Source organism: Amycolatopsis sp. 195334CR (assembly GCF_017309385.1).
In the GTDB taxonomy this organism is placed as follows: domain Bacteria; phylum Actinomycetota; class Actinomycetes; order Mycobacteriales; family Pseudonocardiaceae; genus Amycolatopsis.
Genome location: NZ_JAFJMJ010000002.1, coordinates 1,504,482 through 1,520,680, shown reverse-complemented (window position 1 = coordinate 1,520,680; position 16,199 = coordinate 1,504,482). Strand labels below are relative to the sequence as shown.

The 16,199-nt window shown below is 71.8% G+C and carries 13 protein-coding genes; 4 read left to right on the top strand and 9 right to left on the bottom strand.

What is annotated here, in order from left to right:
- Positions 1-12 precede the first annotated feature (12 nt).
- The 5 genes from JYK18_RS30125 to JYK18_RS30105 form a co-directional block, all read right to left on the bottom strand.
- Positions 13-1,407, bottom strand: a complete 1,395-nt coding sequence (locus JYK18_RS30125; protein ID WP_206806816.1) for a VWA domain-containing protein — start codon at positions 1,405-1,407, stop codon at positions 13-15.
- Between the two features lie 4 nt (positions 1,408-1,411).
- On the bottom strand, positions 1,412-3,445 hold the full coding sequence (locus JYK18_RS30120; protein ID WP_206806815.1) for a serine/threonine-protein kinase: 2,034 nt from the start codon (positions 3,443-3,445) through the stop codon (positions 1,412-1,414).
- Positions 3,442-4,908: a serine protease gene (locus JYK18_RS30115; RefSeq protein ID WP_206806814.1), complete on the bottom strand. Its 1,467-nt coding sequence runs from the start codon at positions 4,906-4,908 to the stop codon at positions 3,442-3,444. Before JYK18_RS30115 ends, JYK18_RS30120 begins: the two co-directional genes overlap by 4 nt.
- Before the next feature lie 103 nt (positions 4,909-5,011).
- Entirely contained in the window at positions 5,012-6,406 is a 1,395-nt protein-coding gene (locus JYK18_RS30110; protein ID WP_206806813.1) for a serine/threonine-protein kinase, read from the bottom strand.
- 95 nt (positions 6,407-6,501) lie between these two features.
- Positions 6,502-7,113 (bottom strand): LysE/ArgO family amino acid transporter, encoded by a 612-nt coding sequence (locus JYK18_RS30105; RefSeq protein WP_206806812.1) that lies wholly within the window; start codon positions 7,111-7,113, stop codon positions 6,502-6,504.
- Between the two features lie 68 nt (positions 7,114-7,181).
- Here JYK18_RS30105 and JYK18_RS30100 point away from each other — a divergent pair, with 68 nt between their 5' ends.
- Entirely contained in the window at positions 7,182-8,072 is an 891-nt protein-coding gene (locus tag JYK18_RS30100) for a LysR family transcriptional regulator ArgP (protein ID WP_206808205.1), read from the top strand.
- Positions 8,073-8,144: 72 nt separating this feature from the next.
- On the opposite strand, the gene JYK18_RS30095 is transcribed toward JYK18_RS30100, so the two are convergent.
- On the bottom strand, positions 8,145-8,645 hold the full coding sequence (locus JYK18_RS30095) for a pyridoxamine 5'-phosphate oxidase family protein (protein ID WP_206806811.1): 501 nt from the start codon (positions 8,643-8,645) through the stop codon (positions 8,145-8,147).
- Positions 8,646-8,758: 113 nt separating this feature from the next.
- Here JYK18_RS30095 and JYK18_RS30090 point away from each other — a divergent pair, with 113 nt between their 5' ends.
- Positions 8,759-9,994, top strand: a complete 1,236-nt coding sequence (locus tag JYK18_RS30090) for a glycoside hydrolase family 27 protein (RefSeq protein ID WP_206806810.1) — start codon at positions 8,759-8,761, stop codon at positions 9,992-9,994.
- Here JYK18_RS30090 and JYK18_RS30085 read toward each other — a convergent pair.
- On the bottom strand, positions 9,991-11,163 hold the full coding sequence (locus JYK18_RS30085) for a histidinol-phosphate transaminase (protein WP_307796124.1): 1,173 nt from the start codon (positions 11,161-11,163) through the stop codon (positions 9,991-9,993). The two genes, JYK18_RS30090 and JYK18_RS30085, sit on opposite strands and share 4 nt — an antisense overlap.
- A gap of 190 nt (positions 11,164-11,353) precedes the next feature.
- Between JYK18_RS30085 and JYK18_RS30080 the strand changes: the two genes are divergently transcribed.
- A complete protein-coding gene (locus tag JYK18_RS30080; protein WP_206806808.1) occupies positions 11,354-12,019 on the top strand; it encodes a DUF4142 domain-containing protein in 666 nt (221 codons plus the stop codon).
- Between the two features lie 15 nt (positions 12,020-12,034).
- On the opposite strand, the gene JYK18_RS30075 is transcribed toward JYK18_RS30080, so the two are convergent.
- Both JYK18_RS30075 and JYK18_RS30070 read right to left on the bottom strand, forming a co-directional pair.
- Positions 12,035-12,853 carry an NmrA family NAD(P)-binding protein gene (locus tag JYK18_RS30075; RefSeq protein WP_307796123.1) on the bottom strand — a complete coding sequence of 273 codons (819 nt, stop codon included), beginning with the start codon at positions 12,851-12,853 and terminating at the stop codon, positions 12,035-12,037.
- Between the two features lie 48 nt (positions 12,854-12,901).
- Positions 12,902-13,570, bottom strand: a complete 669-nt coding sequence (locus tag JYK18_RS30070) for a response regulator transcription factor (protein ID WP_374195073.1) — start codon at positions 13,568-13,570, stop codon at positions 12,902-12,904.
- 92 nt (positions 13,571-13,662) lie between these two features.
- On the opposite strand from JYK18_RS30070, the gene JYK18_RS30065 reads away from it, so the two are divergent.
- Complete coding sequence (locus JYK18_RS30065) at positions 13,663-16,053, top strand: tetratricopeptide repeat protein (RefSeq protein ID WP_307796122.1); 2,391 nt, start codon at positions 13,663-13,665, stop codon at positions 16,051-16,053.
- The last annotated feature ends 146 nt before the right edge of the window (positions 16,054-16,199 follow it).

Here is a 16,199-nt window from a genome sequence, read left to right as displayed (position 1 = left end):
GGCCCGCCGTGGTCATCGCGGCGCCACCGCGGTGCCGCAGCTTCCGCACACCTTCGCGGTCGACGGCAGGATCCGGCGGCACCCCCGGCACCACACGTCCTCACCAGCCGGTTCGGACTGCCCGGCGTCGGCCCGGGGTATCGCCGAATCCATCGACAGCCCCGAGCCGATGACCGCCGACTTGATGTCCCGTGGCCGCAGGCCCTCCCGCAGCCGGAAGCCGCCGCCGTCCTCTTCGATCAGGCGCCGCAGGCGGGTGACCAGGTTGTCGTCGCCCAGCTTCACGGCCAGCCGCAGCGCCTCGCCCCAGCGCCGGACCGCCTCCTCGGTCGCCTGCTGGTCGTAGGACTTCCAGCCCGCCTGGACGATCGCGCGCAGTTCGGCCTGTTCGGTGTGCCTGCCGACCTGCTCGTCCACCCGGCTGGACAGCGCCAGGTCCTCGGTGAGGTGGCCGACCACCACGCAGCTCACCGGGCTGCCGACCGGTTCGATCCGGCCGAGCTGCACGTCCTCACCCGGCACCAGCGCGTCCGGGTCCACCTCGAAGCACAGGTGGTACTCGCGGTGCTCCACCGCCCAGCCACCGGTCGGCAGTTCGAAGGTCCGCTCCCCGGTCGGCCGCACCTGCTCCGTCATATCCACTTTGGACGGATAGACCTGCTTGGCGAAGCGCAGCGCGGAAAACGGCATGGTCCGGATGCCCAGCCGCAGCTCCGGGATCACCCGGCCCATCGCCGACTCGATCAGGCGCCCGAAGTCGGCGGCGAGCTCGGCGTCGGCCAGCACCGCGTCGGCCTGCCCGTGCAGCGCCCCGCAGATCCGCTCCAGTTCGGCGGGCTGCCAGTCGTCCCCGATGCCGCGCGCGTCGCAGTCGAACCGGCCGGTGCACTCCTCCAGCACCCGGCCGAGCTTCTCCGGCGACTCCGACTCGTTCTTCCCGTCGGTGAGCAGGATCGCGTGGCGCACCACGTTTTCGTGCGGTGCGAACAGACTCGCCGCCAGGCTGAGCCAGGTGCTCATCGCGGTACCACCGCCCGCGATCAGGTCGCGCGTCTTGGCCTTCGCCTCGGCCCTGGTCTCCGCGGTCGCCCGCACCAGCCCACTCGCCGGGTACACCAGCTCCGCGCGCCCGGTGCCGCGGACCACGCCGAAGTGCACGCCGTCGCGCAGCGTGTCGATGGCGACCGCGGTGGCCTGGCGCGCGGCGGCGATCTTCGTCGGCGGCCAGTCCATCGACGCCGAGCAGTCCACCAGCAGCACCTCGGCCGCCTCGGCGGGCGGGTGCGCGCCGACCGCCCGCACGGTGAGGATCACGTGCATGGTCCGGTCCGACGGCGACAGGTACTTGTTCTGCCCGAGTTCCAGTTCGAACCCCGGCCCCTCCCCAGTGTTCCCGTCTCTGGTCACGGCCTCACCTCAGCGTCATCGGGCGGACGTCGTTGGCCCGGTCCACCAGCAGCCCGTACCGGGTTTCATCACTGGCGAGCCGGGCGATGCGCCGGAACGAGCCCTCCAGCCGCAACCGCAGCCCGTGCTCGGTGACCGGGTCGCCGAACAGCTCGTCCCCGTTCCAGCCGCCCGCCCCGGCGTGGTCCAGCGCGGCCTGGCGGACGAAGGTCTTCAGCAGTTCCGCGGATTCGCCGTCCAGGAACAGTTCCGGCAGCCGCCGCACCACGTCCGCCAGATCGCCCTGACTGACCGGCGCGGCGACGCGGATGCGCACGGCGGCCACGCGCGCGGCGTCGTAGTGCCGCGAAACGCCCGGCACCCCGTCGAGTGCGGCGACCGCGTTTTCCTTGTCACCACGGCGAAGCAGGCACCGCGCCAGGCCGAACGCCGCGCTGACCTGGCTGTCGTCACGCGACCACACGGACTGGTACAACTGCTGCGCCCGGTCGTTGTCCCCGCGCACTTCGGCGCAGTAGGCGACGGCGAGCTTCGGCGCGTCCTCGGCGGGCCACGCCTGGAGCACCTCGCCGAACTTCCGGTCCGCCCGCTCGGCCGCACCGTCGGCGAGGCACAGCAGCCCGCGGTGCCAGGCGATCCGCCAGTCGTGCGTGGCAGCGGCCCCCAGCAGTTCCTCGGCCAGGCCGATGGCGCGCTCGGCGGCCCGCGGGTCCCCCAAATCGATCCGCGCGCGAGCCCTGGTCAGCTCGGTTTCCACGGCGTCCTCACCGGTGACCGGCAGTGGCACCGGGAACCACGACGCCGCCTCCGCCGGCTCCGGGCGCCCGGTGTCGAGCACGTCGGGCTGCGGCTCGGTCCAGTAAGCCAGTCCCGGCACCGCGCCGAGCCCGGCGTCGAGCAGTTCGGGCGTGCTCTCGAACCGCGCCGACCGCCGCGGCCGCTGGTGCAGCACCTCCCGCCGGACCCCGTCCAGTTGCTCGGACATCTCGGCGGCACTGGTGAACCGGCGCTCGTACGAGGCGGTCGCGCGCGAAAGGACCAGCCGCAGCGACTCGATGCCGGGGCTGTCCGCGGCCCCCGGCGTGGCGTCCAGCAGGGCTTCCAGGGTGCGGCCCACCGAGTAGACGTCGGACCGCACGGTCAGCCCGTGCTCGTGGCGCTCCCGGTCGCCGATCCGGTAGCCGGTGGTCAGCACCGCGACGCTCTCGCGGTCGCCGATCGCCCTGGTGGCCCCGAGATCGATCACCTTGACGCGCTTGTGGCCGTGGATCACGTTGTTCGGCGTCATGTCCACGTAGAGCAGGCCCTCGCCGTGGAGGTAGTCCAGCGCGGCGAGGATCGCGCGGCCGTAGGTGATCACGTGCTCCACCCGCAGCAGGTCCGGCTGCTCCAGCACCGCGCGCAGGGACAGCCCGCCGACGTAGTCCATCACCAGGTAGTCGTCGGAGCCGTGCTCGACGAAGTCCACGATCCGCACGATGTTCGGGTGGTCGAGCTGGGTCAGCACGTCGCGTTCGACCTGCGCGAGCTGGCGCGCCCTGGCGTTGTGCCGGTCGAGCACGCCCTTGAGCACCACGTACTTGTCCGGCAGGTGGCTGTCGGTGGCCAGGTACACCCAGCCGAGCCCGCCGTGCGCGAGGCAGCCGAGCACGTCGTACTGCCCGCCGACGCGCTCGCCCGCGGCCAGCTTCGGCCGGAAGTCGAACGGCTCGCCGTCCTGCTCGCAGAACCCGTGCCGCAGCGCGGGCTGGTCGCGGTACGGGCGCCCGACCGGGCCACCGCACTTCCCGCAGACCTGGTGCTCCACCGGGTACTCCGGCTCGGCCAGCACCAGCGTCGCCGGATCGGGGACCTCGACCACCGGCAGTGACTGGAACTCGTTGTCGCCGGTCAGTTCGCTGTCGGTGCCACGCCGTGCGCTCGGCGGCGGCATCGGCACCGCCGCGGGCACGGGCACGACCCGGCGGCGGCCGCATTCGTCGCAGAACCCGCCCGGCCCCACCGGTTTCCCGTGGCAGGTCAGCACGCCTTCGCTCATCGGCGCGCCAGTTTCCGCCGGACCGCGGTGGCGTAGGAGTGCACCAGCGGGGCCGCTTCCGGCAGCACGCAGGGCCGCGCGGTCAGCGCCGCCTTCGCGGGCAGGTAGGCCTCGGCCAGTTCCTCGTCCTCCATCAGCCCGTGGCGCACGGCCATCGCGTTGTAGGCGCTCAGCTGCCCACGCAGTTCCTCGTACTCCTCGTCCTTGGCGGCCAGTTCGTGCTTGTAGGCGGCCAGCCGGTCGCGCTGGCGGCGCACCCACTTCTCCAGCGACACCAGGCGCCGGTTCATCCGCGCGGGCTCGGCCGCGTCCGCGGCGCCGAGCAGGAAGGCGAGTTCGGCGCCGCGCTGGGCGAACTCCGGCAACGGCTGGATCCGCTCCCCCAGCCGCCGCGCCTGCCGCCGCACACTGTCCTCTTCGGACTCGAACGCGGCGGCCAGCACCCGCAGCCGGTCCAGCCGGGCGGTGTTCTCGTCGCGCTGCCAGTCCCTGGCCAGCCGCACCCCGGGCGCGTTGTCCGCGCTGAACTGCACGATCACCTTCGCGCCGACCTTGAGCAGCGGCCGCACCACCTCGTGCAGCAGCTGCTCGGGCTGGCTCGACCCGTCCACCCCGGCCAGCGCCACGGTGGCCGGTTCCGGCGAGTGCCCGCGTTCCTCGGCGATCCGGGAGGACACCTCGCCCGGGCTCTTGCCGGTGGCGTCCACGGTGAACAGCCTTCCCGCCTGCTCCTTGCCCGCCACCTCGGAGAACCCGCTGTCGAGCGCGGCCCGCCGGTCGCCGATCAGGATGGTGATGGTGCCGGTGGAACCGGGCAGTTCCCCGGTGACGAAACCGTCGAGCGCGGGCACGTACCCGGCCAGCACCCGGATCGGGATCATGTAGGCGAGCCCGGTGCGCTGGTCGGTGTACTCGGTGACCACCATGCCGATCACCGCGCCGGTGGCCTTGTCGATCACCCCGGCACCGCTGAACCCGGCACGCACGCGCTCGCCGGGCACCGGGGAGTTCAGCTGCACCCACTGCCCCGACGGGCCGGCGAGTTCGGCGCCGTTGACCCAGACGCCGTTCTCGTGCGGGTGCGGGAAACCGTAGGTGTGCACGACGCGATCGCGCACGGCGTCGGTGTAGCAGAGCGGCGCGCCCGGCACCGGCGGTGACTCGGTCAGCCGCAGCAGCGCGACGTCACCGGTGCCGTCCTCCTCCGGCGGAACCCACGCGCCGGGCACCACGGACGCCGGAACCGCGGGCCGGTCGGGCAAGCCGACGAACCGGGCGAGCACGCGCAGCTCCGCCGGATCGGCTTGGGGATCCCCGGAAACCACGTGGGCGCAGGTGAGCGCGATGTGCTCGCCCAGGAAAATACCGGCCCCCAGGGTCTCCCCCGACGGATCCTGGATGCTGATCCGCCACGGCTCCCCTGCGTGCCCGGCTGCTTCGCTGGTGCCCGCATTCCCCCTCACCGTAGGTAATCATACGACGGCACACCGGCGCTGGCCCGCGACTTTCACGCATCCGTGACGCGTACCGGTGAGGAACACCCGTTTGCCGGTGCGGCCAGGGGTCCTAGCGCTGGCTGTCGATCAGCCATTTGCCGCCACTCTGCACCAGGGTGTAGGTGTGCCGCTCGCGTTCGGTACCCCCGCCGGAACGGGTGTAGACGATGCTCGCGGTGACCGTGGTCCCGCTGACGCTGATGTCCGAGACCTGCACCGAGCTCATCTGGCCCCAGAACGCGGAGTAACTGCCGAAACTCGGCGCGCGGTCCTGCTTCATCCGGTCGGAGAGCAGGCCGTAGGCGGTTTCGAGGTTTCCCGGCAGCAGCGCGTAGTAGTCGCTGACCGCCTGTCCCGGGTCCGGCGGCGGCGGGGCCGGCGACGACGACGGTGGCGCGGAACTGGACGGCGGGCTCGCCGACGACTCCGGCGCGGGGGGCGGAGGCGGCGGGGGCGCGGGCTGCGAAGTGCTCTGCGCGACCGGCGGGACCTCCGGGGTCTGCTCACCGCGGTTCATCAGCACCACCGCGACCACCCCACCGGCCACCAGCAGCACCACCACGCAGAGGACCAGGATCAGCCGGAACCGGCGGTTGCCGCCCTCGGGCACCGCGGGCGCGATCTGAACCGTCTTCGCCTCGGTGATCAACGCGAGTTCGGCGGCCACCGCGCTCATCGCCGGGCGTGCGGCCGGATCGGTGTCGAGCATGCGCAACAGCAGGCCGTGCAGCGGACCGGCGTGCGCGGGCGGCGGGAACTCCCCGGTGGCGACGCGGTAGAGCAGGGCGATCTGGTTGTCCCCGACGCCGAACGGCGGTGCGCCCTCGACCGCGTGGTACATCGTGGCGCCGAGGGAGAACACGTCGGACCGCGAGTCGGCGTCCTCCCCGCGCGCCACCTCGGGCGCGAAGTAGGCGGGGGTCCCGGCGACCACGCCGGTCGCGGTGAGCGTGCCGTCCCCGGCGGCCCGTGAGATGCCGAAGTCGCTGAGCTTGGCGACCCCGTCGTCGGACATCAGCACGTTGGCCGGCTTGACGTCGCGGTGCACGATCTCGGATTCGTGGGCGGCGGCCAGCGCCGCGGCGATCTGCGCACCGATCGCCGCCACCTCCTCGGCGCCGAGCCGCTCGCGTCTGCCCAGCACCTCGGCCAGGCTGGTCGAGGGCAGGTACTCCATCACCAGCACCGGGCGGTCGTTGTCGGTGACCACGTCGAACACGGTGATCGCGCTCGGATGGGTCAGCCGGGCGGCGATCCGGCCCTCGCGCATGGCCCGCGCGCTGGCGTCGGCGATCAGGTCGGCGGCACCGGGATCGTCCATCGCGTGCGGCAGGATGAGTTCCTTGAGCGCCACCACGCGGTCCAGCCGCTGGTCCTCGGCCTTCCAGACCACGCCCATCGCGCCGGCGCCGATCCGCTCCAGCAGCCGGTAGCGCTCCGCGATCAGGCGGTCGGTCTCGGCCACGATGGGTGTCCTCTCGGGGTGACGGTCGACGGTGGGCACCGCCAACCGTAGTCACCCCGGCCGTTCGCGCTCGAACCAGTGGTGCACGGACGAATTCAGGCTCCGCTCACCAGCAGCACGCCGAAGGTGACCATGGTCGCCGCGACGAGTCCGTCCAGCAGCCGCCACGAGGACGGGCGTGCGAAGAAGCCGGTGAGCAGGCGCGCGCCGAACCCGAGCGCGGTGAACCAGCACAGGCTCGCCAGCACCGCGCCGAGGCCGAACGCCCAGCGCAGGTCGCCCCGCGCGGCGGCCAGTGACCCCACCAGCAGCACCGTGTCCAGGTAGACGTGCGGGTTGAGCCAGGTCATCGCCAGGCAGGTGAGCACGGCGCGCCGAGGCGAGCCCGGGCGCGCGAGGTCGACCTGCATGGCGGCCGGGCGGAACACCCGGCGCGCGGCCAGAACCCCGTAGCACAGCAGGAAAACACCGCCGATCAGGCCGACCGCGGTGACCGCGCCGGGCCAGGCGGTGACCACCGCGCCGACCCCGCCGACGCCGAGCGCGATCAGCACCGCGTCGGAGATCGCGCAGATCGCCACCACCGCGAGCACCCCGTCCCGCCGGATGCCCTGGCGCAGCACGAAGGCGTTCTGCGCGCCGATGGCGACGATCAGCGAGAGGCCGGTGCCGAAACCGGCGGCCGCGGCGAGCAGGAGGTCACCCATGGCTCGAACCTAAGCTCGGGCCCGTCAACAGTACAGCTCAAGATTCTTACGTAACATTAGCGCTCGTGATGATGACCGAGCTCCCGCTGGACCAGGTCCGCACCCTGCTCGCCGTGGTCGACGAGGGCACCTTCGACGCGGCGGCGGCCGCGCTGCACGTGACGCCGTCGGCGATCAGCCAGCGGGTCAAGGCGCTCGAACAGCGCACCGGCCGGGTGCTGCTGCTGCGCACGAAACCGGTGCGGCCCACCGAATCCGGCGAGGTGGTGGTCCGGTTCGCCCGGCAGTTGGCCCGGCTGGAACTCGACGCGCGCACCGAACTGGGCATGGACACCGGCACGCAGGCGCGGCTGTCCATCGCGGTCAACGCCGACTCGCTGGCCACCTGGTTCCTGCCCGCGCTGGCCGAGGTGCCCGGTGTCTTCTTCGAACTGCACCGCGAGGACCAGGACCACACCACCGCGCTGCTGCGGGAGGGCGTGGTGATGGCCGCGGTGACCTCCTCGCCGGATCCGGTGGCCGGGTGCTCGGTGCGCGCGCTGGGCAAGATGCGGTACCTGCCGATGGCGCACCCGGCGTTCGCCGCGCGCTGGCTCGGTGACGGCAGGCCGTTGCGGCAGTCGCTGCCGGAGGCGCCGGTGGTGCTGTTCGACCGCCGCGACGACCTGCAGGACCGGCTCACCCGCAAGCTCACCCGCGGCCGGGGCGCCGGTGGCGGGCGGCACTACGTGCCCTCGTCGGAGGCCTTCGTCCGGGCGGTCGCCGCCGGGCTGGGCTGGGGCATGGTGCCGGTGGCGCAGGCCGAACCGTTCCTGCGCGACGGCACCCTGGTCGACCTCGCCCCGGAGCACGCGATCGACGTGCCGTTGTTCTGGCAGCAGTGGAAACTGGACTCACCGGCACTGGCGGCGGCGGCCGAGGTGGTCGCCTCCGCCGCCGCGGCCGCATTGGAGCGGTGAGGTCGGCACTGCCGCGGCGGCGCTGGAGCGGTGAGGCTCAGAACCGCCGCGGCGGCGCTGGAGCGGTGAAGCTCAGAACCGCCAGCGGGTCGGGGAAGCCATGTCCCGGCCCCAGCCGAAGACCACCTCGGGCACCACGTGGAAGGCCGGGCCGCCGAGGCCCGAGGCGTCCACCACGGTGCCGTCGTCGCAGGGTGAGATCGGGTAGTCGTACTTGGGACCGTAGGCCTCGCACAGCGGGCGCAGGCTCTCGCGATCGTGGCCCATCCTGGCGGTGCCCTCGACGATCACCACTTCCTGGCCGTCTTCGAGGTGCACGGTGATCTGGTCGTTCGACGAGAGGTTGCCGACGGCCAGCGAGCCGGTGCTGAACCAGAAGCCGGTGTCCAGCCACACACCCCACACCGGGCGGCAGTGCGGCCTGCCGCCGGGGCGGGTGGTGGCGATCCAGTAGTCGCGGGCCTCGGCCAGCCTGCGGTGCGCCCAGGACCACGGCAGCAGCGGACCGGGTGGCGCCGGGGCGCCGTACATGATCGGGACGGAGCTCCGTGGTTCGCCCAGCACCGGGATCATGCCCCGGCAGCCTACTCCCGGCTTTTCCCGGGTGCCCTGAACGCACTCTTGACGTGGTTGGTGAATCCCTGTTGTCTCGTGTTCGGTTTTGTTGACTGCGGAGGGAGTCGCTGATGATTCCGGTGAGACGCGCGCTGGCCGTGCTGGCGGGGCTGACCATGGTGGGCACGCTGACGACGACGGCGCACGCCGCCGAGCCCGCGCCGACCCCGGCGCTGGGCTGGAACTCGTGGAACACCTTCGGCTGCGACATCAACGAGCAGCTGATCCGCGACACCGCGGACTCGATGGTCTCCTCCGGCATGGCCGCGGCGGGCTACGAGTACGTGGTGATCGACGACTGCTGGTTCGACCCGCAGCGCGCCGCGGACGGTTCGCTGCGCGCCCACCCCGAACGCTTTCCCAGTGGTATCAAGGCACTCGCCGACTACGTCCACGCCAAGGGCCTGAAGTTCGGCATCTACCAGGTGCCCACCGAACTGACCTGCGCCCAGCGCGGCGGCGCCTACCCCGGCGCGACCGGCAGCCTCGGCCACGAGGCGCAGGACGCCCAGACCTTCGCCGACTGGGGCGTGGACTACCTGAAGTACGACTGGTGCTCCCCCGAAGGCACGCTCGAAGACCAGATCGCCGGCTTCACCCTGATGCGCGACGCCCTGCACGCCACCGGCCGCGACATCCTCTACAGCATCAACGCCAACAGCTACCACCCCGACAAGAACGGCGCGAAGTACGACTGGTCGAACATCGCCGACCAGTGGCGCACCACCGAGGACATCAAACCCGTTTGGCGTACCGGGAACCCGAACACCTACCCGATGGGCGTAACCGACATCATCGACGTCACCGAGCCGCTGCGGGAGTGGGCGGGCCCCGGCCACTGGAACGACCCGGACATGCTCGAAGTCGGGGTGTACGACGTGGAGGGCTTCCCCGGCCTGACCGACACCGAGGCCGCCGCGCACTTCAGCATGTGGGCCATGCTGGCCGCGCCGATGATCGCGGGCAACGACCTCCGGTCCATTCCGGACGGTGTGCACGGCATCCTGACCAATCGCGCGGTGCTCGCGGTGAACCAGGACCCGAAGGGCGTGGCCGCCGACCGGGTGCGCGACGACGGTGACCTGGAGGTGTGGGCCCGGCCGCTGGCCGGCGGGGACGTGGCGGTGGCGTTGTTCAACCGGTCGGACAAGACCGCGAAGATCAGCACCACCGCGAAGGAGGTCGGCGCGAAGGGCAGCAGGCACCGCGTGACGGACCTGTGGACCGGGAAGAAGTGGCTCAGCCACGGCACCATCTCGGCGGAAGTGCCGTCGCACGGCGTCACCCTGCTCCGGCTGAAGCGCTAGGAGACGCTTCGGACCATTTCGAAGGGGCCGGTGTTCTCGCCCGCGTCCTCCCGCGGGCGGGTGTGGTCGAGAATGCCGGTTACCAGCCTGGTGACGTCCGCCTCCGGGCGGACCACCAGGCGCAGGAACTGGTTGCTCATCCCGATCTTGTTGCCGCACTCCCGGATCAGGATCCGGTGCCGCGCGTACAGGTGGTCCCGCAGCAGCGTGCCGTCGATCCCGGCGGAAAGCTTCACGAGCAGGAAGTTCGCCTGCGACGGGAACACGGTCAGTTCCGGCAGCCGGGACAGTTCCACGCCCATCAGATAACGGTCCCGCGCGAGCAGGTAAAGGCTTTCCCGGTATTCCTCGGCGTATTCGGCGAGCATGAAGATCACCGTCTCGGCCAGCGAATTGAGGTTCCACTTCGGCAGCGCCCGGCTCATCTTCCCGGCCAGCGCCGGATTCCCGACCAGGTAGCCGAACCGGATGCCGTGCAGGCCGAAGTTCTTCCCGAGGCTTTTGAGCACCACCACGTTCGGCCGCAGCACCGCCTCCTCGGCGATCGACGGATTCCGCTCCTGTTCGACAAAATCGATGAACGATTCGTCGATCACCACCAGATCGAGGTCCCCGAGCTCGTCGGCGAACCGCAGCACCTCGCGGCGCGGCAGGTAACGCCCGTCGGGATTGTTCGGGTTGCACAGCACCGCCACCCGCGAACCGCGTGCCCTGATGAACCGGGCGTAGGCGTCGAGGTCCAGTTCGAACCCGCCGGCCTCCCGCAGCGGGAACATGTCCACCCGCTTCCCGGTCTCCAGCGGCTGGTCGGTCCACCGGCCGAAGGTGGGCACCGGGATCGCCAGGCTCTCGCGCACCCAGAGGTGGTCGATCCAGGTGATCAGCTCGGTGGACCCGTTGGCCATGGCCAGCGTCGCCGGGTTCAGCCCGAGCACCCGGCCCAGCTGGCGGCCGATCGTGGCCGCGTCGCTGGGGTAGAACTTCAGCACCGTTTCGAGGTTCCCGGCCAGCAGGTCGAACATCGCCGGGGTGGGGAAGTACGGGTTGCACGGGATGCAGAAGTCGACCGGGGGCGGGCCCTGCTCCCCCGCACGCGCGAGCTCGAAGTAGGACGGACTGTGCGCGGTCCGCCCGAACAGCGCGTCCGCGCCGCCTGCACTGTGCCGCACCTGATCACTTCCCTCCGGTGGCCCGATCTGGCTACCGAGGGAGGTACGGACCACCGGCCGGAGCGGTTCAGTCCACATCGGCCCCGCCCGCGCGCGAGTTCCTTCCGCACACGGATTTCACCGGCGGAACGAACGACTGCGCATGATGTCCGTTTTTCCCTCTGCAGACCCGCACTATCTGGAGGGCAGAATGCGACACACCCGGCGAACAACGCGGCTGAGCCCGCGCACGCTGGTCATCACCATCGCGATCGTCGCGCTGGCCGCGCTGGTGCCCGTGGTGATCTCACTGCAGAGCGGGGACAACGCGGCGAACGCGGTCACCGCGCCCGGTCAGCTCAACGCCGCGCAGCAGGGCGAGGCCGGTACCGCGGGCCCGGTCACCGAACTGGACAAGACCTTCCTGGTGAAGGTGCGCCAGGCCGGGCTCTGGGAGATCCCGGCGGGCAGGCTGGCACAGACCAACGGATCCAGCGAAGCGGTCAAGCGCGCCGGTCACCACCTGCTGGAGGGACACTCCCGATTGGACCAGCTGGTCCGCGAGGACGCCGAGATCCTCGGCGTCGAGCTGCCCAACGAGGCCACCGAGGAACAACAGCAGTGGGTCACCCAGATGGAGGGCCTGCGCGGCGAGGAGTTCGACAAGTTCTTCGCGAACGTCCTGCGCTCCTCGCACGGCAAGATCTTCGCCACCATCGGCGAGGTGCGGGCGGGCACGCAGAACGACCTGATCCGCAGGCACGCGCGGGAGGCCAACCAGACCGTGCTCGACCACATGGAGGTGCTCGAGGACACCGGCCTGGTCACCGGCGAAACCCTGGCCGAGGTGGAAACCGCTGTGACACCACCGAAGTAGGTGTAACCGGCAGTTCTACCGGAAGTCTTCCGCGTGCTCGGCGGCCCACGTGCGGAAATCGCGCGCGGGCCGGCCGAGCAGCCGGGCCACCGTGCCGGTCACCCGTTCCGGTGTTTCCACAAAGGACTTCCACGCGGCCAGCCTCGCCTCGGCGAAGGCCCGGTCGCCCCAGGCCTCGGTGAACCGCTCCAGGGCGACCTCGGGTGCCAGTTCCGCCCAGCGCACCTCGCGCCCGAGCACCTCGCCGATGGTCCGGACCAGTTCGGCCTGCGGGATCGACTCCGGGCCGGTCAGCACGTACTTCCCGCCTTCGTGCCCGCCGGTGGTGAGCACGTGCGCGGCCACCTCGGCGATGTCCCGTTCGTGGATCAGCGAGCGCGCGGCCCGGCCGTACGGCAGTTCGACCACGCCGCGGCGGATCTGCGGGGCCCAGGCCAGGGTGTTGGTGGCGAAGTCGATCGGCCGCAGAAAGGTCCAGTCCAGCCCGGTGCCCCGGATCTGCCGCTCGATCTCCTGGTGGAAGCTCACCGGGGGCTCGCCGTCGGCCAGGTCGGCCACGTCGGTGGACAGGTAGACCACCTGCCTGGCGTGCTCGGCGATCAGCTCCACCACCCGCTGCTGGACCGGGATGCGCGGCCAGACCAGGAAAACCCGGTCCACCCCGCGCAACGCCGGGACCAGGGTCTCCGGGCGGGAGAGATCACCCGCCACGCCACCGGGCAGCCCGCGCGGGTCACGCGCGAGCGCCCGGAGGTCGGCGCCGGTCCCGCTCAAGGCCGCGAGGACGTGGCCGCCGATGTTGCCGGTCGCGCCGGTCACCAGGATCTTCCGCACCCGCGCGACGCTAGGACCTCGACTCGGGTCGAGGTCAAGCCCCGCGCCTCAGATCAGGCCGAGGCGCAGGGCGTGCGCCACCGCGTGCGTGCGGTTGCGCAGGTCGAGGCGGGTCAGGAGGCCGTGCAGGATGTTCTTCACGGTCCGCTCGGAGTACGCCATCTCCGCGGCGATCTCCGCGGTGTCGCGGCCTTCGGCGAGCAGGCGCAGCACGTCGGTCTCACGGCGCGACAATCCGCTCAGCGTCAGGTCCCGCGGTTCGAGCACCTCGCGCTGCAGCCGCGTCACCCCTTTGAGCAACTCCCCGAGCTGCTCGGCGGGCAGCGAGCCCCGGCCCTGGTACGCGTCGTTGATCGCGTGCAGCAGGCGCGCGGTGGTCGCCTCCTGCCGGGGCAGCAGCACGGCCAGGCCGTGCTCGACCGCGGTCAGCAGCTCGGCCGGGCGCGGGTCGTCGGCGACCAGCACGACTCTGGCCTCCGGGTCGACCCCGGCGAGCACCTCGTGCAGCTTCCGGGTGCCGTCGGGCACCGCGACGACCACGTCGGCCCGGCCGTCCACGAGGTGGACGCCCGGCTTGCTCTTCAGCTCACCGGAAACCCCGGCGAAGACGAACGGATCCGCGGCCAGCACCGTCACCCGGACCGGTGACGGGACCGCGCGCAACGCCGGTTTTCCCGGCGGAGCGGGGATTCGGCTGGTGGACAAACTCGAGGTCACCACCCTAGTCAAGCGGCTACCACACCAGCAGACCAGGCGGAACAACCGGCAGGTTTTCGCGCCGGCCAATTCTGCCGGTTAAATGGACCGTGGTGAACGACGGACAGCGAACCGACGAGGCGGCCTTCGGCGCGCTCCTGCTCCGCCACCGCCGCGCGGCCGGGCTCACCCAGGCCGACCTGGCGGAGAACTCCGGCGTGAGCATCCGCGCCCTGAGCGACCTCGAACGCGGCCGTGCGCAGGGGGCCCAGCGGCGCTCCGCCACGGCACTGGCCGACGCACTCGGACTGGTCGGCGACGACCGGGAGGAGTTCCTCGAAGCCGCCCGCCAGGGCCGCCGCCGCACCCCGCGCGCCGAGGAGGAGACCGAGACCGCGCCGTCGGTCACGCTGCCCCCGGCGGTGCCGGATCTGCTCGGCCGCGAGGGCGAACTGGCCAAACTCCACGAGGAAGCGGCCGCCGACGCACCCGGTGGTGTGGTGGTCTCCGTGGTCGGCCACCCGGGTGTCGGCAAGACGGCGCTGGCGGTGACCGCCGCGCACCAGCTCCGCTCCCGGTACCCCGACGGTGCCTTCGCGCTGGACCTGCGCGGGATGGACGAGGAACCGGTCACCCCGCGCAGTGCGCTCACCCAGCTGCTGCGCGCGCTGAGCGTGCCCCCGCAGCAGATCCCGGTGACCGTGCCCGAGCAGAGCGCGCTGTTCCGCTCGCTGCTCAGCGGCCGCCGGATCCTGCTGCTGCTGGACAACGCCGCCGACGAGGCGCAGGTGCGGCCGCTGCTGGCGGCCTCCTCCGGCTGCCTGACGCTGATCACCTGCCGCAGCGCGCTGGCCGGCCTGGAATCCGGGCGCTGGCTGTGGCTGGAACCGCTGGTCGACCTCGGCGCGGTCGAACTGCTGACCGCGATCGCCGGTGAGGCCCGCGTCCGCGCCGAACCGCGGGCCACCGCGGAACTGGTGGCGCTGTGCGGGAACCTGCCGCTGGCGGTGCGGATCGCGGGCAACCGGCTGGCCAGCCGTCCGCACTGGACGATCGCCTACCTGACCACCCAGCTGCGCAACGAGCGCACGCGGCTCAGTTCGCTGTCGGCGGGCGATCTGCAAGTGCGTTCCGCCTTCGAGATGTCACACCGGCGCCTGTCCCCCGCCGCCCGCCTGGTGTTCCGGCGGCTGGCGATCGTGCCCGGCCCGGACTTCGGCGCCGAACTCGCCGCGGTCGCCACCGGCATGGCCGAGACCGACGTGCAGATCCACGCGGACGAGCTGGTCGACGCGAACCTGTTGCAGGCGGCCGCTTCCCCCGGCCGGTACCAGTTCCACGACCTCATCCGGATCTTCGCGGTGGAACGGCTGGAGGCCGAGGAGAAACCCGCCGACCGCGACCGGCACCGGCGCACCATGCTCGACCACCTGCTGCACACCGCTTCCGAGGCCGGACGCGCGTTCATGCCGGACGCGCTGGTCGCGCCGACGCACGCCGCCCGCCGGTTCACCACGCGCGAGGCCGCGAGCGCCTGGCTGGACGTGGAGGCGGGCAACTGGCTGGCCGCCCACCGCGAGGCCCCGGTCGAGGGACTGCACCGCGAGGTGGTCGAACTCGCGCGCGCCCTGCACTGGTACTCCGACGGCCGCACCCAGCAACGGCCGTGGGACGAGATCTTCCAGCGCGGTGTGGAAGCCGCGCGGGCGCTGGGGAACCAGCTCGATGAGGCGGTGCTGCTGAACTTCGTCGGCTGGGCGCGGTACTTCTGCTTCGGGGACAACGACGGCGGGCTGACCGCGCACAACGAGGCGCTGGCGGTCGCCATCGCGATCGGGGACAAGGCCGAGCAGGCGTGGGCGCTGGGGTACCGCGGTTCGGTGCTGATGCGGCTCGGCAGGCTCGACGAAGCACTCGAAAGCGTGCGGCGCGCGGTGGATCTCGCCGAGGTGCTCGGGTTCTGGACCGGTGAGGGCACCATCCGCAACGCGCTCGGCCGGATCCTGCGGGTGCTGGGCGAGCACGAGGAATCGCTCGCGGTGCACCGCGGTGTGCTCGACGACGCCGAAGCCCGCCGGGCCGAGGCGAATCCGGACACCCGGCGGTTCCTGCGCTCGGTCACCCTGCTGGACGTCGGCAGCACGCTGCTGGCCATGCGAGACTGGCAGGAGGCGGCGAGAACGCTGCGTGAGGCCCGCGGGTACTTCGAGGAGTCCGGCTTCCGGATCGAGGAGGCGGACACCGCGCTGCACGAAGGCATCGCCCGCCGCGAAGCCGGGGAGTACGTGGTGGCGCGCGAGTGCTTCGGGCTGGCGCTGAGCGTGTTCACCGGGGTGGCGAACCGCTGGAAGCGGGCGAACACGCTGGCCGAGCTGATCACCATGCTCGAGCTGATGGGCGACCCCACCGCGGACGAGTACCGGGCCGGCGCGCTCGCCCTGTGCGCCGAGCTGAAGACCGACGCGGCGGCCGCGCTGGCGGCCCGGTTGCGTCACGAGGGGTGACCGGGCAGCACCCGGTGTCGGATCGGGCAGCACCCCGCGCGCCGGGCTGAACCCGGCCGGGATCTCCGGTTGACTCGGCGGGGAAACGACAACGGTCGATCCCAGGGAGCCCGAACGGTGGCCGAGGAAGAAGCAGTGGCTGCGCA